24 protein-coding genes and 1 riboswitch are annotated in these 26,453 nt (G+C 60.7%); of the genes, 5 read left to right on the top strand and 19 right to left on the bottom strand.

The window, feature by feature from the left end:
- Positions 1–42 precede the first annotated feature (42 nt).
- Complete coding sequence (locus KVH01_RS22150; RefSeq protein WP_043051608.1) at positions 43–303, top strand: hypothetical protein; 261 nt, start codon at positions 43–45, stop codon at positions 301–303.
- Between the two features lie 65 nt (positions 304–368).
- On the opposite strand, the gene KVH01_RS22145 is transcribed toward KVH01_RS22150, so the two are convergent.
- Genes KVH01_RS22145 through gnd form a run of 3 tightly spaced genes read right to left on the bottom strand, consistent with a single transcriptional unit; the run spans position 369 to position 3,693 of the window.
- Positions 369–1,193, bottom strand: a complete 825-nt coding sequence (locus KVH01_RS22145; RefSeq protein ID WP_217882908.1) for an HAD family hydrolase — start codon at positions 1,191–1,193, stop codon at positions 369–371.
- Positions 1,190–2,713: a glucose-6-phosphate dehydrogenase gene (zwf, locus tag KVH01_RS22140; protein ID WP_043051610.1), complete on the bottom strand. Its 1,524-nt coding sequence runs from the start codon at positions 2,711–2,713 to the stop codon at positions 1,190–1,192. Before zwf ends, KVH01_RS22145 begins: the two co-directional genes overlap by 4 nt.
- Positions 2,710–3,693 carry a phosphogluconate dehydrogenase (NAD(+)-dependent, decarboxylating) gene (gnd, locus tag KVH01_RS22135; protein ID WP_217882907.1) on the bottom strand — a complete coding sequence of 328 codons (984 nt, stop codon included), beginning with the start codon at positions 3,691–3,693 and terminating at the stop codon, positions 2,710–2,712. The genes zwf and gnd overlap by 4 nt, the downstream gene beginning before the upstream one ends.
- Before the next feature lie 259 nt (positions 3,694–3,952).
- Between gnd and KVH01_RS22130 the strand changes: the two genes are divergently transcribed.
- The 3 genes from KVH01_RS22130 (at position 3,953) to KVH01_RS22120 (ending at position 6,467) form a co-directional block, all read left to right on the top strand.
- Positions 3,953–4,129, top strand: a complete 177-nt coding sequence (locus tag KVH01_RS22130; RefSeq protein ID WP_156382907.1) for a DUF6026 family protein — start codon at positions 3,953–3,955, stop codon at positions 4,127–4,129.
- 154 nt (positions 4,130–4,283) lie between these two features.
- Positions 4,284–6,026 carry a phosphoethanolamine transferase CptA gene (locus KVH01_RS22125; RefSeq protein ID WP_217882906.1) on the top strand — a complete coding sequence of 581 codons (1,743 nt, stop codon included), beginning with the start codon at positions 4,284–4,286 and terminating at the stop codon, positions 6,024–6,026.
- 228 nt (positions 6,027–6,254) lie between these two features.
- On the top strand, positions 6,255–6,467 hold the full coding sequence (locus KVH01_RS22120) for a hypothetical protein (RefSeq protein ID WP_217882905.1): 213 nt from the start codon (positions 6,255–6,257) through the stop codon (positions 6,465–6,467).
- Between the two features lie 100 nt (positions 6,468–6,567).
- Here KVH01_RS22120 and KVH01_RS22115 read toward each other — a convergent pair whose 3' ends face one another.
- The 10 genes from KVH01_RS22115 to KVH01_RS22070 form a co-directional block, all read right to left on the bottom strand.
- Positions 6,568–7,059 carry a GNAT family N-acetyltransferase gene (locus KVH01_RS22115; RefSeq protein ID WP_043051614.1) on the bottom strand — a complete coding sequence of 164 codons (492 nt, stop codon included), beginning with the start codon at positions 7,057–7,059 and terminating at the stop codon, positions 6,568–6,570.
- Positions 7,060–7,224: 165 nt separating this feature from the next.
- Positions 7,225–8,331: a cell division protein ZapE gene (gene zapE, locus KVH01_RS22110; RefSeq protein ID WP_217882904.1), complete on the bottom strand. Its 1,107-nt coding sequence runs from the start codon at positions 8,329–8,331 to the stop codon at positions 7,225–7,227.
- 15 nt (positions 8,332–8,346) lie between these two features.
- Complete coding sequence (locus tag KVH01_RS22105; protein WP_217882903.1) at positions 8,347–8,682, bottom strand: nuclear transport factor 2 family protein; 336 nt, start codon at positions 8,680–8,682, stop codon at positions 8,347–8,349.
- Positions 8,683–8,735: 53 nt separating this feature from the next.
- On the bottom strand, positions 8,736–9,452 hold the full coding sequence (locus tag KVH01_RS22100; protein WP_217882902.1) for a helix-turn-helix transcriptional regulator: 717 nt from the start codon (positions 9,450–9,452) through the stop codon (positions 8,736–8,738).
- Positions 9,453–10,145: 693 nt separating this feature from the next.
- Positions 10,146–12,803, bottom strand: a complete 2,658-nt coding sequence (pepN, locus tag KVH01_RS22095; RefSeq protein WP_217882901.1) for an aminopeptidase N — start codon at positions 12,801–12,803, stop codon at positions 10,146–10,148.
- Positions 12,804–12,816: 13 nt separating this feature from the next.
- Positions 12,817–13,647: a DUF2797 domain-containing protein gene (locus KVH01_RS22090; RefSeq protein WP_217882900.1), complete on the bottom strand. Its 831-nt coding sequence runs from the start codon at positions 13,645–13,647 to the stop codon at positions 12,817–12,819.
- Positions 13,644–13,904 (bottom strand): YeaC family protein, encoded by a 261-nt coding sequence (locus KVH01_RS22085; protein ID WP_043051201.1) that lies wholly within the window; start codon positions 13,902–13,904, stop codon positions 13,644–13,646. Before KVH01_RS22085 ends, KVH01_RS22090 begins: the two co-directional genes overlap by 4 nt.
- A 14-nt stretch (positions 13,905–13,918) precedes the next feature.
- Positions 13,919–14,788 (bottom strand): rhomboid family intramembrane serine protease, encoded by an 870-nt coding sequence (locus KVH01_RS22080; protein WP_217882899.1) that lies wholly within the window; start codon positions 14,786–14,788, stop codon positions 13,919–13,921.
- Positions 14,785–15,759, bottom strand: coding sequence for a metallophosphoesterase (locus KVH01_RS22075; RefSeq protein ID WP_217882959.1), 975 nt, complete (start codon positions 15,757–15,759; stop codon positions 14,785–14,787). Before KVH01_RS22075 ends, KVH01_RS22080 begins: the two co-directional genes overlap by 4 nt.
- Positions 15,756–16,646, bottom strand: coding sequence for an NAD(+) kinase (locus tag KVH01_RS22070; RefSeq protein ID WP_003217892.1), 891 nt, complete (start codon positions 16,644–16,646; stop codon positions 15,756–15,758). The genes KVH01_RS22075 and KVH01_RS22070 overlap by 4 nt, the downstream gene beginning before the upstream one ends.
- 146 nt (positions 16,647–16,792) lie before the next feature.
- Here KVH01_RS22070 and KVH01_RS22065 point away from each other — a divergent pair, with 146 nt between their 5' ends.
- Complete coding sequence (locus KVH01_RS22065) at positions 16,793–17,740, top strand: DUF1853 family protein (RefSeq protein ID WP_217882898.1); 948 nt, start codon at positions 16,793–16,795, stop codon at positions 17,738–17,740.
- A 114-nt stretch (positions 17,741–17,854) separates the two neighbouring features.
- Here KVH01_RS22065 and KVH01_RS22060 read toward each other — a convergent pair whose 3' ends face one another.
- The 6 genes from KVH01_RS22060 to KVH01_RS30480 form a co-directional block, all read right to left on the bottom strand.
- Positions 17,855–18,457, bottom strand: a complete 603-nt coding sequence (locus KVH01_RS22060) for a vWA domain-containing protein (protein WP_217882958.1) — start codon at positions 18,455–18,457, stop codon at positions 17,855–17,857.
- Positions 18,458–18,510: 53 nt separating this feature from the next.
- Positions 18,511–19,509, bottom strand: coding sequence for an ATP-binding protein (locus KVH01_RS22055; RefSeq protein ID WP_217882897.1), 999 nt, complete (start codon positions 19,507–19,509; stop codon positions 18,511–18,513).
- A complete protein-coding gene (cobN, locus tag KVH01_RS22050) occupies positions 19,506–23,270 on the bottom strand; it encodes a cobaltochelatase subunit CobN (RefSeq protein WP_217882896.1) in 3,765 nt (1,254 codons plus the stop codon). Before cobN ends, KVH01_RS22055 begins: the two co-directional genes overlap by 4 nt.
- 2 nt (positions 23,271–23,272) lie before the next feature.
- Complete coding sequence (cobW, locus tag KVH01_RS22045; protein WP_225924316.1) at positions 23,273–24,334, bottom strand: cobalamin biosynthesis protein CobW; 1,062 nt, start codon at positions 24,332–24,334, stop codon at positions 23,273–23,275.
- Positions 24,335–24,427: 93 nt separating this feature from the next.
- A riboswitch (cobalamin riboswitch) is annotated at positions 24,428–24,627 on the bottom strand.
- Between the two features lie 123 nt (positions 24,628–24,750).
- Entirely contained in the window at positions 24,751–25,032 is a 282-nt protein-coding gene (locus KVH01_RS30340; RefSeq protein WP_217882895.1) for a M10 family metallopeptidase C-terminal domain-containing protein, read from the bottom strand.
- 19 nt (positions 25,033–25,051) lie between these two features.
- On the bottom strand, positions 25,052–26,140 hold the full coding sequence (locus KVH01_RS30480; RefSeq protein WP_217882894.1) for a M10 family metallopeptidase: 1,089 nt from the start codon (positions 26,138–26,140) through the stop codon (positions 25,052–25,054).
- Positions 26,141–26,453 lie beyond the last annotated feature (313 nt).

Here is a 26,453-nt window from a genome sequence, read left to right as displayed (position 1 = left end):
CGCCGGTACTCACTTGAATGGGCATACAGAGAGAAGACCCAAATGAACGCTCCGCTGCGCATCAACGAAGCTCTTTTGATTGCAGACCGTGCCTTCCAACCCTTCCAGTGCGTGGCCTGGCACGATGGCAATGGCGCCCTCAGCCTGAGCGTCATCGACCGTACCAATACCCGTATCGGCAGCAAACAGCTGTCATCGAAGACTTATACCGATCCAGCGCAATTGGAAAACCTGTTGTTGCAGGCTCGCGCCGAGCTCGATAAAGATGGCTACCAGTTGCAGCACTGGGCAATGCCGAAATAATTCACTACAACAACTTCCAGCCCTTTGGAAACATTGGCTGGAAGTTGTGCAGCAAGACTTCAGGTTTAACGTGCCGCGAGAATAAACCGTTCGAACGCCTCGGCAGCGCCGTCTTCGATATTACTGCCGGTGACCACATTGGCCTGGCGCTTGACGGTTTCTTCGGCCTGGCCCATGGCGATGGATAATCCGGCCACTTTAAACATGGCCGGGTCATTACCGCCGTCGCCGATGGCTGCGGTCTGTTCAAGCGGCACCCCAAGGTGCGCTGCCAGGGTCTTCAAGGCTTCGCCTTTATTGGCCAGCATCGCCGTCACGTCCAGGTACACCGGTTGCGAACGTGACACCTGGGCCAACCCTTGCACCTTCGGCTGCAATTGCGCCTCCAGCTCCACCAGCAACTGTGTGTTGTTACTGGCAGCTACGATCTTGTCGACGCGATCCAGGTAGGGCTCGAAATTCTCCACCACCCCTGGCCCGTATCCTAAGCCATCGGCTTCGCGCTGCACCATCGGCCCCGGCGGGTCACGGCGCAGCCAGTCGCCGTCGGCAAACACCCAGACTTCCACGTCCGGTTCGGCCGAAAACAGCGCCAGGGTGACCAGCGCCGCCTCTGCCGGCAGGTGGTGTGCAACCAGGATGCTGCCATCGGGGTTGACCAGCGTACCGCCATTGAAACCGGCCACCGGCACATCGATGCCAAACGTCTCGATCAGATGCAGCATGGCCTTGGGCGGACGCCCGCTGGCCAGGCTGAATAGCACTCCAGCTTCACGCATCGCACAAATCGCGTCGGCGGTACGCTGGCTGAGGCTGTGGTCGGGATGCAATAAAGTCCCGTCCACATCACTGAGAACAAATCGGATGGGATGAATCGCCGCGTCACTCATCCGAGGCTATGCCAGGTGCGGCCATCACGGGCCAGCAGCGCGTCTGCCGCCGCGGGGCCATCTTCACCGGCCTTGTACGCCTGGATGCCGTCATCTTCCTTCCAGGCATCGAGGAATGGCTGCACCGCACGCCAACCGTTCTCGATATTGTCGGCACGCTGGAACAAGGTCTGGTCGCCGGTCATGCAGTCGTAGATCAGGGTTTCGTACCCCGTCGACGGTTGCATCTCGAAGAAATCCTTGTAGTCAAAACCCAGCTCGATATTGGCCATCTCCAGGGTCGGCCCAGGCTTCTTGGCCAGCAGGTCGAACCACATGCCTTCGTTCGGCTGGATCTGGATTTTCAGGTAGGTGGGTTTGAGCTCATCGACTTCGGTGTCGCGGAACTGTGCATAGGGCGCGTGCTTGAAGCAGATGACGATCTCGGTATCGCGAATGCTCATGCGTTTGCCGGTACGCAGGTAGAACGGCACGCCAACCCAGCGCCAGTTGTCGATCATCACCTTGAGGGCGACGAAGGTCTCGGTGCTGCTGTCAGGCGCAACGTTGGCTTCCTCGCGATAGCCTGGCAGCGCCTTGCCGGCGATTTCGCCGGCGGTGTACTGACCGCGAACCGAGTTGGCTCGGGCATCCTCCAAAGACCAGGGGCGAATCGCACCGACCACCTTGGCCTTCTCGCCACGCACCGCATCGGCGCCAAAGGCAGCCGGCGGTTCCATGGCGACCATCGCCAGCAACTGGAACAGGTGATTGGGCACCATGTCGCGCAGGGTGCCGGTTTTCTCGAAGAAATTGCCCCGGGTTTCCACACCGACCGTTTCGGCAGCGGTGATTTGCACGTGGTCGATGTAGTGGTTGTTCCAGAACGCTTCGAACAGCACGTTGGAGAAACGGCTGATCAAGATGTTCTGCACCGTTTCCTTGCCCAGGTAATGGTCTATGCGATAGATCTGCTTCTCGCTCATCACCTTGAGCAGGCACGCATTCAGCGCCTCGGCGGTGGCCAGGTCGGAGCCGAACGGCTTCTCGATGACCACGCGCCGAAAGCCCTCATCCGTTTCGTTCAGCAGCCCGGCACTGCCCAGGCGCTGCACCACTTCACTGAAGAAGCGCGGTGCCGTGGCCAGGTAGAACACCGCGTTGGCGGTGCCGCTGTCGGCGATCTTCTGCGCGATATCCGCGTAGGTGCTGTCGTCGAGGAAGTCGCCCTCGACGTAGCTGATGCCCTTGGCCAATTTTGCCCACATCGCCGGGTCGAGGGCATTTTCCGCATTGCCGCGCACCTTGCTGGCGGCCTCGGTGCGAATGAAGTCCTCAAGCTTCTTGGCGAAGTCGGCGTCGCTGATGGCGTTGTGATCAACGCCGACAATGCGCAGGCCATCGCCCAGCAGCCCGTCGCGGCTCAGGTTATACAGCGCCGGCATGAGCAGGCGTTTGACCAGGTCGCCATGGGCGCCAAACAGAAACAACGTGGTAGGTGGAGCGGGTTCGGCCTTGGGTTTCTTGCCGTTGGCGGTCATTTTTTTGAAGTCTCCACATGGCCACCAAAGCCGAAGCGCATGGCAGACAGCATTTTGTCACCGTAGGTGCTCTGCTGGCGGGAACGGAAACGCGCAAACAGCGACGTCGACAGCACCGGCACCGGCACCGCCTGTTCCATGGCCGCTTCGATGGTCCAGCGACCTTCACCGCTGTCGGCCACGGAACCGGAGTAGCCATCGAGCTTCGGATCGGTGGCCAGGGCGTCGGCGGTCAGGTCCAGCAGCCAGGACGAGACCACGCTGCCACGGCGCCAGACTTCGGCGATATCGGCAACGTTGAGGTCGAAACGCTGGTCTTCCGGCAGGTTTTCTGAGTTCTTGGTCTTGAGGATGTCAAAACCTTCGGCAAACGCCTGCATCATTCCGTACTCGATGCCGTTATGGATCATCTTGACGAAGTGACCGGAGCCCGCTGGGCCGGCATGGATATAACCGTGCTCGGCACGCGGGTCGGCAGAAGGCGAACGGTCCTTGGTGCGCGGGATGTTGCCCAGGCCCGGCGCCAGGCTCTTGAAGATCGGGTCCAGGCGCTGCACGGTCTCGACGTCGCCGCCGATCATCATGCAGTAGCCGCGCTCCAGGCCCCAGACGCCGCCCGAGGTGCCGACATCGACATAGTGCAGGCCCTTTTCCGCCAGGGCCTTGCCGCGACGCACGTCGTCCTTGTAGTTGGTGTTGCCGCCGTCGATGATTACGTCGCCGTCTTCCAGCAGCTCGCTCAGCGCATTGATGGTGTCTTCAGTGGGCGCGCCCGCCGGCAGCATTACCCAGACGGCACGTGGCTTTTGCAGGCCGGCCACCAGGGCATTCAAGTCGGCGACGCCGGTAGCGCCCTCTTCGCTCAGGGCTTTGACAAAGGCTTTGTTACGGTCGTATACAACGGTGGTATGCCCATTGAGCATCAGGCGCCGCGCAATGTTACCGCCCATGCGGCCTAGTCCGATAATCCCCAGTTGCATGTGCTGATGCTCCTAACTGCTAAAAAATGTGTGACATAGTTTATAGCGCAATGAGGCTAATGAGGGTTAGTCCAGAGCGGATCCGTGTAGTTTCATGACAAAAAAATTGCCATCGTTTCACCATCACCCTCGGAAAAGTCACACGACCGCGAAAAATAAAAAAGTTCCCTTGTCTCGAAAAAGAATTCAAACTTGCTTCCGACTGTTGCTGGAAACCTGTTCCGGCACCGCGATCTACCGGCTATTTGCGAGGTAAGCAATGAGCACAGCACAGATGACCCGCCCGCCACAGACCCTCTACGTCAGCATCCGCCGCGATGAATTGCGTCAGTTGAAAGATGAGCGCGATCAGTTGCAGCAGGAAGTCCTGCGCCTGCGCTCGTACCTTCAAAGCCAGCTCGAATTGCCGTCTGACGCCAAGCCTGCGCTTTGCTGAACGCCTCTGGTTAGTTTGTAAGGCAATACTTACAGAAAACTCACAAAGTTTTCACACGCCTATCCCGATACTCCCGCCCGCGATGCCGCTCACTCCCTGAGCGGCCCGATGTCGTGCGCCTACGCGCGACAATCATTCTCTGATGGGGCGCTGGATGGCGATGTTCAAACGCAGCACGACGACTGCGAAAGGTTTTGATTGGGCCGGCCTGGGTTGGCTATTCCTGTTTTTCTGGTACTTCTCGGGTATCACCCAGCTTCTTATCCAATTGACCGGCACCTCCGGTTTCAGTGGGTTCCGCCAAGCCTTCTTCATGAGTGCGCTGTGGCTGGCACCGATGTTGCTGTTCCCGCGCCGTACGCGTTTGCTCGCCGCACTGATCGGCGTGGTGCTGTGGGCCTGCTCCATGGCGAGCCTGGGTTATTTCTTCATATATCAGCAGGAATTTTCCCAGAGCGTCATCTTCATCATGTTCGAATCGAACATCTCTGAAGCCGGCGAATACGCGACCCAATATTTTGCCTGGTGGATCGTGCTGGCATTTATTGCCCACACCGCCTTCGCCATTTTCCTCTGGACGCGCCTGCGCCCTGTATACCTGCCGCGCGGCCAGTCGATCGTGGCAGCGGTGGCCATCGTCCTGGCTGTTGTGGGCTACCCGCTGGTCAAGCAGATCGCTACCAGCGAAACCATGGAATTGGCCATCGACCGTTTCGAGACCCGTATCGAACCGGCTGTGCCTTGGCAGATGATCGTCGCCTACCGTCGCTACACCGAACAGCTGGACAATATGCAAGGCATGCTGACCAGTGCCAGCCAGATCCCGCCATTGAAAAACCTCAAGGACAGCATGGCCGGCCAGCCGTCCACCCTGGTGCTGGTGATCGGCGAATCCACCAACCGCCAGCGCATGAGCCTCTACGGTTACCCGCGCAATACCACGCCGGAACTGGACAAGCTGCGCGACCAACTGGCCGTGTTCGATAACGTCATCACCCCGCGCCCCTACACTATTGAAGCGCTGCAACAGGTGCTGACCTTTGCCGACGAAGAAAACCCGGACCTGTACCTCAAGACGCCGTCGATCGTCAGCGTAATGAAACAGGCTGGCTACAAGACCTTCTGGATCACCAACCAGCAGACCATGACCAAGCGCAACACCATGCTCACGACCTTTTCCGAACAGGCTGACGAGCAGGTGTACTTGAACAACAACCGCAACCAGAACGCCCGTCAGTACGACGGCGATGTGCTGGCGCCGTTCTCCAAGGCCCTGGCCGATACCGCTGAGCGCAAGTTCATCGTGGTACACCTGCTGGGCACTCACATGAGCTATCAGTACCGCTACCCACCGACCTTCGACAAGTTCACTGACCGCCAGGGCGTGCCCGCGGGTGTCAGCGATGCGCAGTTGCCGACCTACAACAGCTATGACAACGCCGTGCTGTATAACGACTTCGTGGTCTCCAGCCTGATCAAGGACTACGCCAAGACCGACCCCAACGGTTTCCTGCTGTACCTCTCGGACCATGGCGAAGACGTGTTCGATTCTGCCGGCCACGACACCCTGGGCCGCAACGAAGGCAAGCCGACTGCGCCGATGTACACTATCCCGTTCATGGCCTACGCCTCACCGAAGTGGCGCGAAAGCCACGACTGGAGCTTCGCCGCAGACCTGCAGCGGCCTTACAGCAGCTCACAGCTGATCCACACCTGGGCCGACATGGCCGGCTTGAGTTTTGACGAGCTGGACCATAGCAAGAGCCTGGTCAGCGACAGCTTCAAACCGCGTCCATTGTTGATCGGCAACCCTTACGAAACCAAGCAGAAGGCGTTGATCGACTTCAGCCTGATCAAGCCGAAGAAGGTCGATAGCAGTGAAGTGGTACTGAAGTAAACCTGGGTCAGGCGACAGAACGATACAATCATTCTCGTCCTGGCCTGACGTTCTTCATCCCCTGGCGTGTTTGAACTCTGCCCCGCAAAGTGCCTGCGAAGTTAACGAAAGTGTTAACTTCGCAGGCACTTTGCGTTAACTCCCACTTAATACGATACGGCCATAGTCGCTCCATGATTCTGATCAAGGAACGGCCAGACACCTATCACTCTTAATGGGAATACTGCGATGAAACTCTCAACCTTGATGTTTGCCAGCCTCATGTCACTGACCTCCGCCGCGGCCTTTGCAGAGGGCGGTTCAGAGCGCTCAAAGGAGTTCTACCAGAACTTCAGCTTCATTCAGCAACAAACTCATGGCGCAGCTGAGCAGCGAATGGCTTCCGCCGACGGCAAGACCTTGAAGGTCGACACCGTCAACGAGGAACAACCGAACAGTTGATTTAATGTTTATTTAATCTGCAACACCCTGCGCCATCCTGCTCCGTTGGCAAAGTGTATTGGGCGCCATTTAATGGCGCCCTTTTTTTGCACGGTATTTATTAAAGCGACTTGCTCCAGAACAACATACGCCCATGATCCGGATCAAAAACTGAATCATCGAAACCATACTTTCGGTACGCCGACTGTGCCAGTTCATTACCTTCAAGCACTTCCAGGGTGATTTTGCAGCAGCCGCGCTGCCGAGCGATTTCCTCGACCTTCTGCAGCATTTTCTGACTCAACCCCAAGCCACGAAACCTATCCATCACCACCACGTCGTGGACGTTGACCAACGGGCGGCAGGCAAAGGTTGAGAAACCTTCAAAACAATTGACCAACCCCGCCGGCTCGCCACCGACAAACGCCAGTACGCTGAACGCGTGTGGGCGCTTGGCCAACTCGGCAGGCAACTGCTGCAAAAGATCAGCCGCCAAGGTGTGGCCGCCGCCCATCGGATCTTCAGCATAGTGATTGAGCAACAGGCCGATGGCATCGGCATGCACGGCGTTGGTGTAGCTGGCTTGCAGCACCAGGATGTCTGGGGTGTCCATTTCCTTCCTCGATAACGACAACCAGGGATTCGTTTCCCTTTGAGAGCTGCGATTGTAAGCGCGGAGTCGGCAACAGATGAAGGAGATTAACTACAAATGCCCGACAGAAATCGCGAAGGTTGAACGCATCAAAACCCGCAAACACCCCTGAAACGACGATTTTTCCTAGGTGGCGAAGCGTTGTAACTGCATCGCCTGCAAACGGCTCAGGGTGCGACGAAAAGGAAATTCCAGATAGCCTTCGGTGTAAAGGCTATCCAATGGCACCGCGGCATCGATAAAGAGCGGCACCTTACGGTCGTAGCATTCGTCCACCAACGCGATAAAGCGCCGCACGCTGTCATCGTGCACCGACAGCTGCGGCAATTCGCGGTCCCCCGCCACTACACGTTCGACGCCGTCCTCGGTGCCACGGGCAATCCGCCCGGCACGCCTCTGTGCGCTGAGGTTGGGGACGTCACCCAACAGGATGGCCTGGTAGCGGTCACACAGCAGCATGAAGTCCATGGCGGCCAGGGGTTGCTCGCACAGTTCGGCATAACGACACCAGAGCACCCTGTCACTGGCCTGTACAGCCACAATGGAGCGGTGACCTACGCTCACTGCCCCGCTGACCACACGCTGGCCCAGGCTTAATTGCTTGAACACCGCAGCCAGCGCAGCGGGTTGGTTCACCCAGTATCGCTGCATGCCAGCACCGGGATGCAAGCGATGGTCCTCGCCTCCGTCCACTGCCACCACCTGCATGTGCCGCTGGAGTGCAACGATGCCCGGCAGGAAACGCTCGCGATTGAAGCCATCGGCGTACAGCTGGTCGGGCGGCTGGTTGGAGGTGCACACCATCACCACGCCCTCCTCGAACATCACCTGGAACAGGCGGCCGAGGATGATCGCGTCACCGATGTCATTCACAAACAGCTCATCGAAGCACAGCACCCGCACCTCCCGGCTCAACTCCCGGGCCAGCGCCTGCAACGGATCATGGGTTCCTGTGAGCTGGAACAAACGTTGGTGCACCCACCCCATGAAGTGATGAAAATGCTGGCGCCGCGCAGGCACACGCAGGCTTTGGTAGAACTGGTCCATCAGCCAGGTCTTGCCGCGGCCTACCGGCCCCCACAGGTAAACCCCGGTCACCGGCGAGCGGCGTTGGTCCAATGCCTCGTGGCAAGCTTGCAAGGCTTGCACCGCCCGGCGCTGGGCGTCGTCGTGAACGAAACCTTGCTGGGTGATGGCATGTTGGTAAGCGGCGAGCGGCGAGTCGAAAGTCATGCCCGTCAGTATGACTTACGCGCAGATATCCAGCCGTGAAATCTTGCCCTGTTCGTTCAGCCGAAAAGTGTAGCGCAGCTCCAGCGGACTGCCGGGGAAATTACCGGAGACGATATTGCTGACCAGCACTTTGCCGGTGCGTTGCTGCACGCTAAGCACCTCGACCCGTGGCTGGTAGCGGCGGCCGGTATCTTCCATCCAGCGTGCAATGGCGGCCGTACCCACCTGATGTTCGCCTTCATCGAATACATTGGCGTCGTCGGCGAAACACCGGTCGATCGCGGTAATGTCGCCGGTATTGGTTGCTGCAATATAAGCCACGATGGCCGGGGCCAGCTCGGGAAAAGACATGGCACAACTCCTTGCCTGGATGATTTGTGATGCCATGCTAAGCCACGGGTGTGTCAGTTTTTGTCAGGAGTAAACGGCGCGGACTCTTGCTGCTCCATCAGCTTGCGCCAGCCTCGCAACAGGTCGCTGCGCCTTCCGGGGTAACGCTCACCCTGTGCATCGGCGCTGGCCACACGGTCGGTGCGAAAGGTGCGATAGGCACCGCGCAACTCGCACCACGCCACGATCACCCGCGCTTCGTTGAGAAAGCCCAGGGCCAGCGGCCAGATCAGGCGTTGGCTCTGGGTCTGGCTGGCGTCGGCGTAGTTGATATGCAGCTTGGCCTGATGGCCAATAGCATCGCGGAACACGTTGAGCGGGACGCGGTTTTCCGGGTAACCGAAGCCGGGAGGTCCAGGGAGCAGCGTCGGGTTACGCAACGCCTCTTGAGCCGCAGGGTCCAACACATCGCCGATCTTCGCCAGGGCGTTGGCGGCGGCGCGACTCAATACGTCATCGCCGCGCTGGTCTACATAACGCAAGCCCAGCACGACCGCTTCGGTCTCTTCGGCGTTGAGCATCAGGGGCGGCAGAAATAGGCCGCTGCGCAATACATAGCCGACCCCGGCCTCGCCAAAAATCGGCGCGCCCAGGGCGGTCAATTCAGCGATATCGCGGTACAGCGTGCGTTCCGAGACTTCCAGTTGCGCCGCGAGAATGGCGGCGGTGACCGGGCGTTTTCTACCCCGCAGGGCCTGGAGCAACGTTAATAGACGAGTGGTGCGCGACACGTTGATGTCACCAGAACTGGGGATAGAGGTGCAGCAGCTTAGCAGAGGCTCCTGTCAGCAAATGTCAGTAGTACGGGCTCGATATTGACCTTCGAGCCGACCGCTTTCAAGATCTCGAACTCCGTCAGAAATGCCATGAATGTGGGAAAGGGCTTGCCCCCGCTGAGCATAGATATCTACACAACTTCGTAGCAGCCGACGGTAACCACGATGCGCAGCGAGCCGCTCTTGATCTGCTTTTGATCTCAGGCGCCCCGTCAAACCACGCTGGCCGGAATTCGACAGGGATTTGGGGGGCAAACCGGCAGGATGGTTTACGCCCGCCATGAGCTGCGCGTGGCGGCGGCCCCAAATCCCTGTCGGATTACGGGCACACCGAGCCTAAGCGAGGTGCCGAGTGGTGGGGCAAGAGCCCTTTGGTTACTTTGGGGCTCTTTTCCAAAGTGACCCGCTGTAAAAGCGGAACCTTAAGTGGCCGTTACCGCAGCAATGGATATGCACTCGGCCTAATCCAACATGCTGGTCGGCTGTCAGGCCGCCATCGGGGGCAAGTCGAATCGTCGCACCGCCCCTCCCACATTGGATCAGGGCGCTGGTTAGATAACGGTCGGCTGTAAGGCCCCAGCGGAACCAAGCCCCCTTGGATTGAAGATCACCCGCTCAATAACCGCCGGCAGCCACCCTGCCCCCAACTTACGCCAGGCTCTTGCTGACCACCTCGAACACATCGCTGGACAGCTCACCGGACGCGAGAATGCGCTCCAACTCCGCTTTCATCAGCGCCTGCCGCGCGCTGTCGTATTTGCGCCAGCGCGTCAGAGGCCCCAGTTGGCGGGAGGCAATCTGCGGGTTCAGGGTGTTGAGCTGGATCACCAGGTCCGCCAGGAAGCGATAACCCGAACCGTCCGCCGCATGGAAGTTGATCAGGTTCTGCCCGGCAAATGCACCGATCAGCGCACGCACCTTGTTCGGGTTCTTGATGGTGAATGCCGGGTGCTCCATCAACGCCTTGACCCGCGCCAGCCCGCCCGGCAAGGTGCTGCCGGCCTGGACGCTGAACCACTGGTCCATCACCAACGGGTTGTCCTTGAAGTTCTCGGCAAACACCGCCAGGGCCTGGGCTTTTTCCGCCTCGAACGGCGAGTTCACCAGTACCGCCAGGGCGGTCAGGCGCTCGGTCATGTTGTCACTGGTGTCAAACTGATCCAGGGTGGCCGCCAGCACTTCGGGCTTGCCGCTGAGCATCAGGTAGGACAACGCGATGTTCTGCAAGGCACGACGGGCAAAGTGCTCGGCCTCCGCCACGTACGGCGTCTGCCTGGACAGGTCGCGGTTGGCCTGGTAACGCAGCCACAGGCCTTCGAACAGGTTGTCGGCCAATTGCTTGCGGGCATACTCACGGGCGGCGTGAATGGCATCCACATCCGCCACCTCACTGATTTCCGCCAGGTAGGCTTCGCTCGGCAGCGAGAGCATTTCCGCAACCATTGCCTGGTCGAGGGTTTCGTCGCTCAGCACCGTGCGCAGGGCATCGATCAAGCGTTGGTCAAGCTTCAGCGGCTGGCCCGCCTGATGTTGGCCGATCAGCTCCTGCAACACTTGCACCGACAGTTGCTGGCCGGCATCCCAACGGTTGAAGCCGTCGCTGTCGTGCTGCATCAGGAACATCAGTTGGTCGCGGTCGTAAGGGAAGCTCAGTTTCACCGGCGCCGAGAAGCCACGCAGCAGCGAAGGCAAGGGTTTTTCGGCTATGTCGACGAAGGTGAAGGTCTGCTCGGCTTCAGTCACCGAGATCACCCGGGACGTGCCGCCAGCCGTCGCTTCATCGGCCAGGCGCAAGGCGATACCCGCACCCTGCCCGTCCAGCAAGCCGAGTGCCACCGGAATCACGAACGGCAGCTTCTCAACCTTGTCCGGAGTAGCCGGGCAGCTCTGGCAGAAAGTCAGGCTATAGGTCCTGGCCGCAGCGTCATACGACTCACTGACCGCCAGACGTGGTGTACCGGCCTGACTGTACCAGCGTTTGAACTGGCTGAGGTCGGCACCATTGGCATCTTCCATGGCCTTGATGAAGTCATCGCAAGTCACGGCCTGACCGTCATGGCGTTCGAAGTACAGGTCACTGCCTTTGCGGAAACCGTCGGCGCCGAGCAACGTGTGGAGCATGCCGACTACTTCAGAGCCCTTTTCGTACACGGTCAGGGTGTAGAAGTTGGAAATCTCGATAAAGCTTTCCGGGCGCACCGCGTGGGCCATGGGCCCGGCGTCTTCGGCGAACTGGTGGGTACGCAGGTAGGCCACATCCTGGATACGCTTGACCGTGGCCGAGTTCATGTCGGCGGAGAAGCCCGAGTCACGGAACACGGTGAAGCCTTCCTTGAGCGACAGCTGGAACCAGTCGCGGCAGGTCACGCGGTTGCCCGACCAGTTGTGGAAGTACTCGTGGGCGACGATGGCCTCAACCCGCTGGTGAGCGGCGTCGGTGGCGGTTTCGGCGCGAGCCAGCACGGCGCTGGAGTTGAAGATATTGAGACCCTTGTTCTCCATGGCGCCCATGTTGAAGTCGTTGACCGCCACGATCATGAAGATGTCGAGGTCGTACTCGCGGCCGTAGGTTTCTTCGTCCCAGCGCATGGATTTTTTCAGGCTGGTCATGGCGTGCTGGCATTTGTCGATGTTTTCCGGTTCGACGTAGACGCGCAGCGCTACATCACGGTTGGTCATGGTGGTGAAGCTGTCTTCCACGCACCACAGGTCACCGGCCACCAGCGCAAAAAGGTAGGCCGGTTTCTTGAACGGGTCTTCCCAGGTCGCCCAATGCCGGCCGTCTTCGCCAGGGCCGCTGGCAATCGGGTTGCCGTTGGACAGCAACACCGGGTAGCTGTGCTGCTCGGCGATCACTGTGGTAGTGAAGACGCTCATCACGTCCGGACGGTCGAGGTAGTAAGTGATCTTGCGGAAGCCTTCGGCTTCGCACTGGGTGCAGAACATGCTGCCGGATTTGTACAGCCCTTCCAGCGCAGTATTGGTTTCCGGGTGGATCTTGACGGTGGTGTCGAGGGTGAAGGTTGCACTCTTGGGCTGCACGGTCAGGTGGCTGTCTGTCAGCTGGTAGTCAGCGTCCGTCAGTTCCTGATCAGCCAGATTCACGCTCAACAGCTCAAGTTGCTGGCCGTCGAGTACCAATGGCGGCAAACCGGCGCCGCGCTCGGGGTTGCGGCGCATCACCAGCTGCGCGTGGACCAGGCTGTGGTCCTCGAACAACTCGAAGGTCAGGTGCGTTTCGTCGATCAGGTAGTCCGGCGCCTGATAGTCCTTAAGGTAGATCATCTTCGGTTGTTCGGTGCGCATGCTTGGGATCCTTCTACTGATGCACGGCGAGCTGGTAGGCCGTGTATTTACGAATATTGATAACGCCGGTGTCGAAGATCAGGTATTGGCCCTTGATCCCCAGCAGCGTGCCTTCGGCAATCGGATTCTTGTCCAGGTTGAAGCTGACGATCTTGGTCGGATACTGCGCGACCGGGTAGCGGATTTCAATCGGCTCGATGTCGGCAATGGTTTGGATGGCTTGCAGGCCAAAGCGTTCCTGCAAACCCAGCAAGCCTTCGGCGCAGGAGGCGAACAGCTCATCGCGCACCTGCTTGAGGTCCACCGATTGCGCGTCGCCCTTGAGCAAGGCGCGCCAGTTGGTCTTGTCGGCCACCTGGCTGCGGAACAAGTCTTCGACGAAGCCGGACTGCTGGCGCGTGGCGACCCGCATGATCGGCAGCGCCTGGCTGGCACCCTGGTCCAGCCAGCGGGTGGGCAATTGAGTAGCGCGAGTAATGCCGACCTTGATCCCCGACGAATTGGCCAGGTAGACCACGTGGTCGGTCATGCAGAACGTTTCGCCCCAGCCCGGATCACGGCAGGTGCCGGCATCATAATGACAGCGCTCGGGGCTCATGATGCACAGGTCGCACTGAGCCAGCTTGGTCATGCACGGGTAGCAATAGCCCTGGCTGAAGCTGGTCTTGGTCTTGCGCCCGCAGTGGCTGCAATGAATGGCGCCGAGATACTCCAGGCGCACGTGGGTGCCGATCAAGGGGTTGACCGGTACCTCGACATCACCCAGGCGAAAGGCGTATTGAACGGTCGGCTCACCGAGTTGCGCCGACATTTTGCTGACTGCACCGCGACCAATCTCAATCAATGGATCGCATCCGACTTGAACAGGATATTCGGCACCGGCGCCGACTTGGAGGCGCATTCCTGCGGGCCCATGTAGCCGGTGCGCTGCTCTTCGGGCAGGTTCTGGATTTCCCAGGCGATCACCGCCTGCAGGGACAGCTCGCGCTGCTCGGCGGTGAGCTTGCGGCCGTCAGACCATTTGCCGATTTCCACGGCGAGCTTGAGGCTCTCGTAGATGTCCGGAGTGATGTTTTCGATCATTGCAGCAAAAGAGGACATAAGGCTCTTCCTTATCAAATAGACGCTTTGCGGCGGTTGTACAAGCCACCGAGCAAACCCGTCAGGCAACCGATGACCAAGCCGCCCACATGGGCCGCGTTGGCGATTTCGCCGAAGCCGATCATCGAGACCAGCCCCGACAGGCAGAGCAGCAGCCACACCAGCATCATCACCAGCACCCCACGGGGCAGGCGATAGGCGGGGTTGGGTGACAATAATTGAAAGATCCAGCAATGCCCGAGCAGGCCATACAGCACGCCGGACAAACCGCCAAACAGGCCGGGCCCGCCATAGGCATATTGAGCGTAGTTGGAGACCAGGCTGAACAGCAGGGTCAGGCCCAGCAGGTTGATACTGCCCTGGCGCGCTTCAATGCGCCGGCCCAGCTCCCAGTACCACATGCCGTTCATGGCCAGGTGCAGGATGCCGAAGTGAATCAGCATCGGCGTGACCAATCGCCACCACTGCCCCGAAGCCAGCGTGTCGGCAAGCGGCGTGAACTGGATGTACTCGCCCAGCACCCGGAACGGCAGGAAGGTCAGCCAGGCCATGGCTTGCAGGTTTTCGCCGAGCAGGGTCAGGGCGCCAACGATAAGGCTGGCCAGCAGTACCAGCGCGGTGACCGGGCTATGGCGTACTTGCTGGACAAAACCTGGCCGAGCAATCGGTGCCTGTTCGGGAATATCCAACTGCTGGTCCGGGTCACCGGCGGGGAAGCGCTGATACAACACGCGCACGTCATCGCTGATGGTTTCGGGCACCCACAACACTTGCTCGCCCGCTTCTTCACTGACGCGATGGGGCACTTGCATGCGTTGCAGCAACTTGACGAAACCACCCAGGTCGACGCTCAGGGGCAGGCGCAATACAGCTACGGTACTCATGGAATGGCCTCTGGTCGCTCAACGTCGACCCATACGAATTTACGCGGATCCAGCTGGGTTTCCTGGTCCAGTCGATACGCCACCAGCTTGCCGTACAGCACCGCGCTGTAGTCCAGGCAGGCCAGGTTCGGGCGGATCGGCGCCGGTTTGCCGCTGCGCCAGTAATGGCCGACGAACAATAGCGGTTCATCGACGCCGTAGCGCAGCAACGAATTCTTTTGCTGGGAAGACAACGGCGTGCGCGCCACCGGCTCTGGCAAAGCGTCGGGCTGGAACACGATGTCGCCGTAGGTCTTGGGGTCGTCTTCCCAGAACTTGGTGCGAAAGAACGAGCGCGTCAGGCCATCGCCACCGGTCAGGGTCAAGCCGTCGGGCAGGCGCATATCGGTACCGCGCAGCAGCCGATCGAAAGCGTTACAGGCGAAACTGCCCGGTACGGCGGCGGCCTGCAGGAAGTGCTGTTCGATACAGCCATCCGGGAAGGTCGCACGCAGCGGCTGGATAAAGCCGTCGTCCCAGCATGCGTGCACCACGCGAAAGCGCCCGGCATCGACAAACAGCGGCATGTCGTAGAACCAGCCGAGGAAGTCGTGCCAGTCGGCCGGATGGTGTTCGAATTGGGTCAGGGTCTCTTGGATCAAGCGCGCATGCCGTGGGTTGTGCTCGCGCACGAACTGCTTGCCGCTGCCAGGTGGAGCCGGAGTGGTCCAGCCCAGCGCATTGAACTCATGGTTGCCCATGATGCACAGCGCCTGGCCGGCCTCGGTCATATCGTGGACGATATGCAGCGCCTCGCGGATGCGCGGGCCACGGTCGATGATATCGCCGAGGAACACCGCCATGCGTGAAGGATGGCGCCAGGTGCCACCCTGCTTGTGGTAACCCAATTGGTCGAGCAAGTGCTCAAGGGTATGAGCGCAACCGTGCACGTCACCAATCAGGTCGTAGCTACGCGCGGGATCGAGCATCAGTCGCCTCCACCCCCCAAGCGGCTGCCCCAGCCCAGCTTGGTACGGCACACTTCGTAGTAGTTGTGATCCAGCGGGTGGATCAAGCGCAACTTCTGTGCCTTCTTGCTCACGGTGATGGTGTCACCGGGGGCGCAGGTGAAATGGTTCTGCCCGTCGCAGGAGACTTGCGGGTAAATCTGCATGTCTTTGGACACCACGATTTTCAGCTCACTGTTGCCATCGACCACAATCGGTCTGCTGGACAACATATGGGGGTACATCGGCACGATCACAATGGCATCGAGCTTGGGATGCATGATCGGGCCACCTGCCGACAGCGCGTAGGCGGTCGAGCCGGTGGGGGTGGCGACGATCAGGCCGTCGGCCTTCTGGCTGCACACGAACTGGCCGTCGATGTACAACTCGAACTCGATCATCCGCGTGGACTTGCCCGGGTGCAGCACCACATCGTTAAGGGCATCGCCCTGGCCAATGGCCTCGCCGTGGCGGCGCACTTCGGCTTGCAGCAGGAAGCGGTTTTCCACCAGGTAATGGCCGTCGAGCACCTTGGCCACTTCGACTTCCAACTCATCGGGGCGGATATCGGTCAGAAACCCCAGGCTGCCGCGGTTGATCCCCAGCACCGGCACGTTATGCCGCGCCAGCGCACGCGCGGCGCCGAGCAGGCTGCCATCGCCGCCGACCACAATGACCATGTCGCAGACTTCGCCGAGCATCTTGCGCGACGAGGTTTGCAGGCCGTGGCCCGGGAGGATTTCAGCGATGGTGTCTTCGAGGATCACATGCAGGTGGCGCTCGAGCAGAAACTTCTTCAGTCGGCGGACGGTGTCCAACACCTGGGTACTGCCCAGGCGACCGATAATGCCGATATTGCGAAATTGCTCCATGGGGCTCCTGCGGGGTGTGGGGTGCGGCCAAAAAGAACGATTATGGGCGAAAGGCCGTCTCAGGCAAAATCCTTTGTCGCCGCAGAGCCTTGATGACAATGGTTCTCAGGCACCTTGCGCACGTCTGAAAAGGCTATGCTCGGACCATGACAGTGTTCCCTGACTTGCACGCCCTGCCCCGTCAATTGCGCCACCCCGAGGTGCGCGACCTGGCGTGGGTGATACTCGCCCCGCCGATGCTGGCGCAGACGCCATGGCCGCAGCGCCATCCGTTGGCCGGCAGTGACTGGGTGCAGGCGCCCCACTTGCTCGAAGCCTGGCTGCGTCAACTGGACAGCGACAGCAGTGCCTTACAGCTGTGGCTGAGCCTGTCACGCACGCGGCGCCTGGGCCTCTACTACGAACGCTTGTGGCAGTTCGCGGTGCAGCATGCACCGGGCGTGGAGTTGCTGGCCGCCAACCTGCCGATCCGCCGCGCCGGGCATACCCTGGGCGAGCTGGACATGCTGCTGCGCGACCGCGATGGCGTGCACCACCTGGAGCTGGCGATCAAGCTCTACCTGGGCCCCCAGGACGGCGAAGGCCAGGATACCGCGCAGTGGCTCGGCCCGGGCTGTCATGACCGACTGGACCGCAAGCTCGCTCATCTGGCCCAGCACCAACTGCCGATCTCGGCACGGGCCGAGAGCCGCGAGGCCTTGGCGGCGCTGGATATCCAACGGTTCGATGCGCATTTGTGGCTGGGCGGTTATCTGCTCTACCCCTGGCCCGGCGCGGCGCAATCTCCCCTTGGCGCTCACCCCCAGCATTTGCGTGGGCGCTGGTTGCATCAACGCGACTGGCGGGACTTTGTCAGCACCACCCCGGCCGGCCGCTGGCAACCCCTGCCCCGCCATGCCTGGCTGGCACCGGCGCATTACCCGGCGGGTGAAGTATGGAGTGAAGAACAGATGCAAGGCTGGCTGGCGGACCTGGACCCGATGGCCCCGGCGCAGTTGCTGGTGCGGATGGTGCAGAACGGTGAGGAGTGGGAGGAAGCGGAACGGTTGTTCCTGGTGGCCGATCTTTGGCCGAATGTGCCGGGGGCGGGCTGATAAAGCTGTGGTGTATTTGAAGGCCTCATCGGGGGCAAGCCCCCTCCCACATTTTGAGCACACCGCATTCCCCCTGTGGGAGGGGGCTTGCTCCCGATGGCGATTGCGCAGGCGCTACAAACCATCGATATGCCGATACTCCAACTGCAACCCCATCGCCAGCGCTTCAGCCCGCCCCAACCTGATCGGCCCACGCTCAATATCGACCAGCACTCCCGGGCAGTCCAATCGTGGCAACGCGTCAATCGCCTTGAGCCGCCCATCGGTCACCACCAGCAACTTCTGTTGCTCCACCGGATAGCGCTTGCGCCGCGCCGCGAGCCACTCCCCGGCCTCGGCCAGCGCCGCCAGCAATGGCGTGCCGCCGCCGGCACCGAGTTGTTCCAGCCAACCCGCCAGGCCTTTGGCAGCCTTCAAGCCTTGCACCTGCCACTTCGGCGATGCGCCGCTCGCCGTCAGCAACGCCATGCGCGCCCGTTGCCGGTAAGCATCGTCAAACAGCTGGGCCAACAAGCCCTTGGCATCGGTCAACGCGCGATGGCGCCGGGTCGAGGCCGAGGCGTCGACAATTACCAACCACAGTTCAGCGGCCGAACGGCTACGCAAGTGGAACAGCAAATCTGCACGGCATTGCGGCCGGCCGCCGAGCAAGGTGCCCGGCCAATTGATCGTGCCCTGCTGTGCGCTGCGCGCCTTGCCTTGCCTGCCGTTGTCCAGTCTGCCCGCCTGGGGCCGGGCATCCGCCCCCGCGTCAGGTCGGGGGCGAATGCCTAGGGCTTTTTTGGCCAGGCCGGCACATCGCGGCGTGCGCCGGTGGGCATGGCCGGTGCGGGCATATCACCCCATTGGCCCTGGCCAGGGGAGGTCTCAGACGGCTTCGGCGACTGCCCTTCATTCGGCGGCGCGGCCGGTGGCGTTTGCGACTGACGACGATGGCGCAAGGCAAACTCGGCCACTGCGTCGATATCTTCCTCGGTGATGGCTGACGCGCCACGCCACGCGGCATGGGCGCGGGCGCCACGCAGCCAGACCAGGTCAGCGCGCAGGCCATCGACGCCTTCAGCAAAGCAGCGTTCGGTGATCCGGGCCAATGCCTGGTCATCCAACGGGATGCTGTCGAGCCGTGCCCGCGCCTGGGTGCAGCGCTCGCGCAAGGCGGCCTGGGGTTCAGCCCACTGCGCGCAGAACGCGGTTGGATCGGTGTCGAAATCCAGACGACGACGGATGATCTGCCCGCGCTCGGCTGGCAAGGTCTGCCCGCTCAACGCCACATTGAAGCCGAAGCGGTCGAGCAGCTGCGGGCGCAACTCGCCCTCCTCCGGGTTCATGGTGCCGATCAGTACAAAACGTGCCGAATGGCGATGGGAAATACCGTCACGTTCGATCAGGTTGGTACCGCTGGCAGCCACGTCGAGCAGCAGGTCCACCAAGTGGTCTGCCAACAGGTTGACCTCATCCACATACAGCACGCCGCCATCCGCCTTGGCCAACACGCCGGGGGAAAACTGCGCACGGCCTTCGCCCAGTGCTGCATCCAGGTCCAAGGTGCCGACCAGCCGCTCCTCGGTCGCGCCCAAAGGCAAGGTGACAAACTGCCCGCTGGCCAGCAGGTCGGCCAGGCCACGGGCCAGGGTCGACTTGGCCATGCCTCGCGGCCCTTCGATCAACACGCCGCCGATCCTCGGGTCGATGGCAGTCAGGCACAGCGCCAGTTTCAGCTCGTCGGCGCCAACCACGGCGGACAGCGGGAAATGGGGAGTCTCAGTCATCGGCTGTCTTCTTCTATATCCAGCAACAGGTTTTCCAGCGCCTCGCGATACGCCCCCGGCTCCTGCCACATGCCCCGCTGCTGGGCTTCGAGCATACGCTCGGTCATGTCCCGCAGGGCGTCGGGGTTGTGTTGCTGCACAAAGGCGCGGGTGTCAGGGTCGAGCAGGTAGGCATCGGCCAGCAGCGCGTATTGATGATCGTCGATCAGCGCGGTGGTGGCGTCGAAAGCGAACAGGTTGTCCACGGTCGCGGCCATCTCGAACGCGCCTTTATAGCCATGGCGCTTTACGCCTTCGATCCACTTGGGGTTGGCGGCGCGGGCGCGGATAACCCGGTTCAGCTCTTCCTTCAAGGTACGGATTTTGGGCAGGTCCGGCTGGCTATGGTCACCATGATAGCTGGCGGCCTTGTCACCGCTCAGGGTTTCCACGGCGGCAAGCATGCCGCCCTGGAATTGGTAGTAGTCATTGGAGTCGAGCAGGTCATGCTCGCGATTGTCCTGGTTCTGCAATACCGCCTGCACCTGGCTCAAGCGCTGGGCAAATTGCTCGCGGGCGGCGGTGCCCTCGTCGGACCCACCGTAGGCATAACCACCCCAGTTCAGGTAGATCTCGGCCAAGTCTTCACGGCTCTGCCACAGGCGCCCGTCAATCGCGCCCTGCACACCTGCGCCATAGGCACCGGGCTTGGCGCCGAAGATGCGCCAGCCGGCCTGCTTCGCCGCGGCCTCTGCATCCAGGCCCGACTCCAGCAGCGCCTGGCGCTCGCTGCGCACCTTGGCGGCCAGGGGGTTCATGTCATCCGGTTCATCGAGGGCCGCTACTGCCTGCACCGCGGCATCGAACAGGCGGATCAGGTTGGCGAAGGCATCGCGGAAGAACCCCGACACACGCAGGGTCACGTCGACACGCGGGCGGTCCAGCAGGCTGATCGGCAGTATTTCAAAATCGTCCACCCGCTGGCTGCCGGTAGCCCATACCGGGCGCACGCCCATCAGCGCCATGGCCTGGGCGATATCGTCGCCCCCCGTACGCATGGTGGCGGTGCCCCACACCGACAAGCCAAGCTGGCGCAGGTGGTCGCCGTGATCTTGCAGATGTCGCTCAAGCATCAGGTTGGCCGACTGAAAACCGATGCGCCAGGCCGTGGTGGTCGGCAGGTTGCGTACATCCACGGTGAAGAAGTTACGCCCCGTCGGCAATACATCCAGGCGTCCGCGACTGGGCGCACCGCTGGGCCCTGCCGGTACAAACCGCCCGCCCAGGGCATCCAGCAAGCCGCGCATTTCCGCTGGGCCACAGGCGTCCAGGCGTGGCGCGACCACGATACGCAGGCTTTCTATCACCGACTTCACGTCCTGCCAGCCGGGCTCTTCCAACTGCTCGAGAGGACCTTCCAGCGCCTGCTCGATCAGGCGCGCTGCGTACAGCTCCAGGCGTTCGCGGGTATCGCCGGCGGTGCGCCATAACTGCCCGTCGATCTTCTGCAACACTGGCGGACGTCGCCCCGTCCAGGGCTCGGACAAGGCGCAATCGAGCGGATCAAAGCCCAGATCGAATGCCTTGGCCAGTACCCGCAGCAGGCTCGATTGCGGGCCACGGCCATCGCCACGGGGAATGCGCAGCAAGGCCAGCAAGGTGTCGATGCGCAAGCGGCCCTCGGGTGATTCGCCAAAAACATGCAGACCGTCGCGGATCTGCGATTCCTTCAAGTCACACAGGTAGGTGTCCAGGCGCGGCAGCCAGATGTCGGCGTCAGTCTCGCTGTCCAGCGCCAGCTCCTGGTCGATGCGGGTTTCGCGCACCAGCTTGAGAATGTCTTTTTGCAATTCAAGGGCGCGGCGCGGGTCGAGTAATTGCGCCTCGTAGTACTCGTCGGCCAACAGCTCCAGGTTACGCAACGGGCCATAGGTTTCGGCGCGGGTCAGCGGTGGCATCAGGTGGTCGATGATCACCGCCTGGGTACGCCGCTTGGCCTGGGCGCCCTCACCTGGGTCGTTGACAATAAACGGATAGATATTCGGCAGCGGCCCGAGCAACGCATCCGGCCAGCAGTTTTCCGACAGGCCTACGCCTTTGCCCGGCAGCCATTCCAGGTTGCCGTGCTTGCCCACATGGATCACGCCATGGGCGCCGTAGGTGTGGCGCAACCAGAAATAGAACGCCAGATAGCCATGGGGCGGCACCAGGTCCGGGTCGTGGTACACGGCACTGGCGTCCACCTGGTAACCCCGGGCCGGCTGGATGCCGACGAAGGTCAGGCCCAGGCGCAAGCCGGCGATCATCATGCGGCCGTCGCGAAACATGGGATCGTTTTGCGCCGTGCCCCAACGTTCCAGCACAGCCTGACGATTGGACGCCGGCAAGCGATCGAACATCGCCTGATAATCCTCCAGGCCAAGGCTTTGGTGGCACGGGCGCAGGTCGAGGCTGTCGAGGTCGTTGGTGACACCACCGAGCAGCGCATGGATCAATGCGGTGCCGCTATCGGGAAGCACCTCTGCCACCGGGTAGCCTTCAGATTGCAAGGCACGCAGGATATTCAGCGCCGCCGCCGGGGTGTCCAGGCCCACGCCATTACCAATACGCCCATCTCGGGTCGGGTAGTTGGCAAGGATCAGGGCAATACGCTTATCGGCATTGGGCACCCGGGCCAAGTCGACCCAGCGCCGCGCCAATTCAGCGACAAAGTCCATGCGCTCAGGGGCTGCGCGATAGCACACCACGTCCGACTGGCTGCGCTCGCTGCGCCAGGCCAGGTCCTTGAAGCTGATCGGCCGGCTGATGATGCGCCCATCCAGCTCCGGCAAGGCAATATGCATCGCCAGGTCGCGGGGGCCGAGCCCCTGTTCGCTGGCTTGCCAGCCGGGTTGGTTGTCCTGGGCGCAGATCGCCTGGATCACCGGGATATTGCGACGAAATGGGCGCAGGTGCGGGGCTTCGGGGCTGGACTGGGCAAAGCCGGTGGTGTTGAGGATCACGGCGGCTTGCACGTCGTCCAGCAGATCCTCGACCACCGTAAGGCACCCGGGCTCTTTCAAGCTGGCCACCGCGATGGGCAACGGGTTGAGGCCCGCGGCCTGCAAGCGCTGGCAGAACACATCGATAAAACCGGTATTGGCCGCCTGCAAGTGGGAGCGATAGAACAGCACGGCGGCCACGGGGAGGTCAGCGCGCCAATCCACCTGCCAGTCATTGAGCCGGGCATTGGCTTTACCAGGGTGATAGATCGCCGTACGCGGCAAGGTTTGCGGCTCGGCCCAGCTATAGTCGCGGCCCAGATGGGCGCTGGCCAGGCAATGATAAAAATCCAGCGCGTTACCCAGGCCACCCTGGCGCAGGAAATGCCACAGGCGCTCGCGCTGTTCGGCATCAACGGTACTCAGGCCGCTGAGCTCCGGGTCGGGGCGGTCATCCCCCGGCACCAGAATCAGCGTGACGCCGCGCTCGGCCAGTTCCACCAGGCGCTCTATGCCGTAGCGCCAGTAACCAATGCCGCCATGCAAGGAAATCAGAATCACCTTGGCATGGCGCAACACCTCATCGACGTAGAGGTCGACGGAGGCATGGTTTTGCACCTGCATCGGGTTGGCCAGGCGCAGGCTGGGGTAATCCTCGGGCAACTGCTGGGCCGCTTCGGCGAGCAGCGCCAGGCTGGAGTCGCCGCTGCACAGGATCACCAGTTCAGCAGGGGTTTGGCCAAGGTCGGCAATATTGTCGTCCGCGACGAAACCACCGGGTTGGGTCCTGAGCAGGTGCATGGTTAAACGCTGAGGGCAGCGCGCAATTGCGCTTCAAGGCCGGCGGCATCCAGTTCCTGGCCGATCAGCACCAGGCGCGTGGTACGAGCTTCATCGGCCCCCCAGGCACGGTCGAAGTGCTTGTCGAAGCGCGTGCCCACGCCCTGGATCAGCAGGCGCATCGGCTTGTTCGGGATCGCGGCAAAGCCTTTGACACGCAGGATGCCGTGCTGCACCACCAATTGGGCCAGCGCGTCGAGCAACAGCGCTTCGTCGGCTTGAGGCAGGTCGATGGAAATGGAGTCGAAGGCATCGTGATCATGGTCGTCCTCACCGTCGTGGTGATGATCATGATGGCTGTGGCGAGCGTCGATATGCTCCTCGGAGCCTGCGCCCACGCCAATCAGCACGTCCAATGGCAGGCGACCGCTGCTGGCTTCGATGACCTTCACCGCCGGCGGCAGCTCTTCAGCAACTTCCAGGCGCACGCGGGCTAGGTCTTCGGGGCTGATCAGGTCGGCTTTGTTGAGGATCACCAGGTCGGCACTGGCCAGTTGGTCGGCGAACAGTTCATGCAACGGCGACTCGTGGTCCAGGTTCGGGTCGAGTTTGCGTTGGGCGTCGACTTGATCCGGAAACGCGGCGAAGGTGCCGGCGGCCACGGCCGGGCTGTCGACCACGGTGATCACCGCGTCGACAGTGCAGGCGCTGCGGATCTCCGGCCACTGGAAGGCTTGCACCAGCGGCTTTGGCAGGGCCAGGCCCGAGGTTTCGATGAGGATATGGTCAAGGTCGCCGCGACGGGCCACCAGTTCGCGCATCACCGGGAAGAACTCTTCCTGCACGGTGCAGCACAGGCAACCGTTGGCCAGCTCGTAGACGCGGCCGTTGGCTTCTTCTTCGGTACAACCGATGGAGCACTGCTTGAGGATTTCACCGTCAATGCCCAGCTCGCCGAATTCGTTGACGATCACCGCAATACGACGGCCCTGGGCGTTGTCGAGCATATGACGCAACAAGGTGGTCTTGCCCGAGCCAAGGAAGCCGGTAACGATGGTGACGGGGAGTTTGGCCAGTGTTTTCATCGGATGCCCTTTGGGGCGGGCATACGGGACGACAGGCCCTGCGGCGGCGCGCAGCAGCGGATTTCGTCACCGGATCACCCCGCCCGGTTGAATTGGAAAATCAGTGACGAGGCAGGTCTCCTGGCTTGGGGCGTACAGGTCTTGCGACCAACGCTGAATGCGCCTTCCCGCCGTCTCGGCAGTGGCATGGCAGTCAACTGGACCCTTCACAGTTGCGGGGGCAGCCGCGGCTTGAACCGCGTTCCCTTCTTAGCTTCGGCCTGGGCCGAAGAACCTCGAGCGAGCAAGGCTACGCAGTGCGGGAGAACGGGTCAATGTTGATCACTCATCCGACATCGAGAAACGCCGAAACCACACAGGCAGCTGCCGGCGTGTTGAAGCGGCTACTCCCTACCCACTGGCATGCTGCTTCTTTTTTAGGAATAGACCCACTTAACCGGAACATTACTAATGATGTCGGGTGTATTTATCGGACCGTGGCTTTTGAGAAAAAAGTCAAAACGGCCGTTGCCCGTCAGATCAATAGCCAACCTCGACTGATTGGTGTGGCGGTTGTAACCCAGCACAGCTTGACCGGGTTCACCCGATAGCCGCCTTACAAACGTCAACGTGCCAATACCGGCGTTTTTCAACAAGACCGAAATGTCGATTTTGTCGGTGCCACTCTCAAAGTCCATGATCAGGTCAGGATTTTCCAACGTGGAATCGCTGGCGTCGTCATAAGCAAAGGTATCCGCCCCCCCCTGCCCCCCTCAGCCAATCGGCGCCCGCTGACCCCTTGAGCACATTGTCCGCATCGTTCCCGATGATCACATCATGACCAGAACCGCCGATTGCGTTTTCAACCGTAACGCCTTTGGCAATAGAAACATTCCCCCGTAACCCTCCAACATCGGAATAGGATTCAGCGTTGAGGTTGACGGTCTGGTTTTGGCGATATTTGGAAAAATCCAACGTGTCGTTACCTCCACCGTCCCACACGCAGAATAATGCCGTATTCCTGGGATGATCGAGTTGATAATAGTCTCGACCCGAATTGGAGTTAAAACCGTAGGTGGTGTCTGAATTACGTGTTCTATAGTTGGCACCATATACCCGCTGGGCAGCAGCAATATCACCCACCAATGGTGCAGCAGAGTACCTTCCCTTAAGATTCTGACCACTTAAGTTGGCATCGAAGTAGCTCATGACAGTATGGCCACGCGTGTCCTGGGCATAGACGGCGTCGCGATAGTAACTGGGGTAGGTGGAATCGCCGCTATTGTCATAGTCCGCAGGATGCAAAAGGCCCAGCCCATGCCCTGTTTCATGGGTAAGCGTATATCGGCCGTGATTGTTAAGTGCAGGCGCAGCATTCGTGCCAAAACGTGGATTGATGAGGACTTTACCGTCTCCACCTGGCAATTGGGCGAATGCAACCCGGGGCTCCTCACTGTTGGAAAAAGCCAGGTGCCCTTCCCCACGGTCAGTATGCTCTTCGAAAGACACGTTCGCCACATCGGCCCAGGACTGCATGGACAGTCTGGCCTGGCTTTTCTGGGTGGCATTGAACGCGGTCTCCCCTTGTCCCTGGGTATCGAATGTATAGGAGACTTGCGTGACGCCATCACCATTGCTGTCATTCCATTTCCGGTCGTTCCGAGTGAGGTGCTGAGCGATCTGGTCCACGGTAAAAACCGGCTTATCAAGACCCGGTATTGGCCTCAAATGCGGGTCGAATGTACGCAATGTGGGATCGGAAGAGCTGTTTTGTTGAGTTTCTACGGGAGGGTTATAGGAACGTTGCACGCTGTTGGTTATCTGCACAATAGGCACCATTAATTTTGACTACTTGAGGGAGACAAAACCACAACCACGAGCATCAGTAGGAAGAAACACGAAAAGCGTTCCCGAGCAGATTGCTCAACGATTCAAATTCTGCATCACTTTAAATAACCAAAACAAGAACAGGACATTGGTTCACTGAACATATCGCCTCAACAACCTATTGGAAATTAAGTAAACCTCCAAATAACCTACTCACACCCACAAAATATATTTTTATATTTCGGCAACAGAAAGAACAACCTTTCTGCCTTTTGAAACAGTTGAAATGTTCATGTTCTCCTGCATTAGCTAA

The organism is Pseudomonas khavaziana, from assembly GCF_019145205.1.
GTDB lineage: Bacteria > Pseudomonadota > Gammaproteobacteria > Pseudomonadales > Pseudomonadaceae > Aquipseudomonas > Aquipseudomonas khavaziana.
This window is presented reverse-complemented; position numbering and strand designations above follow the sequence as displayed.

Coding starts and splice junctions, on each gene's coding strand:
- KVH01_RS22080 (WP_217882899.1), bottom strand. CDS start 14,788: ATGAGTACCGTAGCTGTATTGCGCCTGCCCCTGAGCGTCGACCTGGGT.
- KVH01_RS22145 (WP_217882908.1), bottom strand. CDS start 1,193: ATGAGTGACGCGGCGATTCATCCCATCCGATTTGTTCTCAGTGATGTG.
- KVH01_RS22065 (WP_217882898.1), top strand. CDS start 16,793: ATGACAGTGTTCCCTGACTTGCACGCCCTGCCCCGTCAATTGCGCCAC.
- KVH01_RS22130 (WP_156382907.1), top strand. CDS start 3,953: ATGAGCACAGCACAGATGACCCGCCCGCCACAGACCCTCTACGTCAGC.
- KVH01_RS22070 (WP_003217892.1), bottom strand. CDS start 16,646: ATGGAGCAATTTCGCAATATCGGCATTATCGGTCGCCTGGGCAGTACC.
- cobW (WP_225924316.1), bottom strand. CDS start 24,334: ATGAAAACACTGGCCAAACTCCCCGTCACCATCGTTACCGGCTTCCTT.
- gnd (WP_217882907.1), bottom strand. CDS start 3,693: ATGCAACTGGGGATTATCGGACTAGGCCGCATGGGCGGTAACATTGCG.
- KVH01_RS22150 (WP_043051608.1), top strand. CDS start 43: ATGAACGCTCCGCTGCGCATCAACGAAGCTCTTTTGATTGCAGACCGT.
- KVH01_RS22105 (WP_217882903.1), bottom strand. CDS start 8,682: ATGTCTTTTCCCGAGCTGGCCCCGGCCATCGTGGCTTATATTGCAGCA.
- KVH01_RS22085 (WP_043051201.1), bottom strand. CDS start 13,904: ATGTCCTCTTTTGCTGCAATGATCGAAAACATCACTCCGGACATCTAC.
- zapE (WP_217882904.1), bottom strand. CDS start 8,331: ATGACTTTCGACTCGCCGCTCGCCGCTTACCAACATGCCATCACCCAG.
- pepN (WP_217882901.1), bottom strand. CDS start 12,803: ATGCGCACCGAACAACCGAAGATGATCTACCTTAAGGACTATCAGGCG.
- KVH01_RS22125 (WP_217882906.1), top strand. CDS start 4,284: ATGGCGATGTTCAAACGCAGCACGACGACTGCGAAAGGTTTTGATTGG.
- cobN (WP_217882896.1), bottom strand. CDS start 23,270: ATGCACCTGCTCAGGACCCAACCCGGTGGTTTCGTCGCGGACGACAAT.
- zwf (WP_043051610.1), bottom strand. CDS start 2,713: ATGACCGCCAACGGCAAGAAACCCAAGGCCGAACCCGCTCCACCTACC.
- KVH01_RS22120 (WP_217882905.1), top strand. CDS start 6,255: ATGAAACTCTCAACCTTGATGTTTGCCAGCCTCATGTCACTGACCTCC.
- KVH01_RS22055 (WP_217882897.1), bottom strand. CDS start 19,509: ATGACTGAGACTCCCCATTTCCCGCTGTCCGCCGTGGTTGGCGCCGAC.
- KVH01_RS22115 (WP_043051614.1), bottom strand. CDS start 7,059: ATGGACACCCCAGACATCCTGGTGCTGCAAGCCAGCTACACCAACGCC.